2 protein-coding genes are annotated in these 349 nt (G+C 68.2%); both read left to right on the top strand.

Going from position 1 to position 349, the window contains the following annotated elements:
• Positions 1-99, top strand: a 99-nt coding sequence (locus tag ADL08_RS13595; protein WP_199837001.1) for an HU family DNA-binding protein, incomplete at its 5' end; no start/stop codon positions are given.
• A gap of 153 nt (positions 100-252) precedes the next feature.
• Positions 253-349 (top strand): cold-shock protein (locus ADL08_RS13590; RefSeq protein ID WP_159042985.1); only part of this gene is annotated, 97 nt, incomplete at its 3' end.

Raw genomic sequence — 349 nt, 5'->3', positions numbered from 1 at the left:
CGTAACCCGCAGACCGGCGACCCGATCGACATCCCGGCCGGCTACAGCGTGAAGGTCTCCGCGGGCTCGAAGCTCAAGGAAGCCGCCAAGGGCAAGTAACGCCCCCCCCGCACCACCCGTTCCGGCCCCGCGCGGTGTGACCGATCCACCGGACCACGCGCGAGGCGGGACGGGTTTCGGGTGTCCTCCCACAGGGGGAGGGCACTTTTCTCAACCCGGCCGGATTCTCCGGCTCGATCGAAGGACAGCAGCATGGCCAGCGGTACCGTGAAGTGGTTCAACGCCGAGAAGGGCTTCGGGTTCATCGCCCAGGACGGCGGCCCGGACGTCTTCGCCCACTACTCCAGCA

It is taken from the genome of Streptomyces sp. NRRL F-6492, assembly GCF_001280125.1.
Taxonomy (GTDB): domain Bacteria; phylum Actinomycetota; class Actinomycetes; order Streptomycetales; family Streptomycetaceae; genus Streptomyces.
Note: the sequence above shows the minus strand (reverse complement) of the source record. Positions and strands in the feature narration are given on the sequence as shown.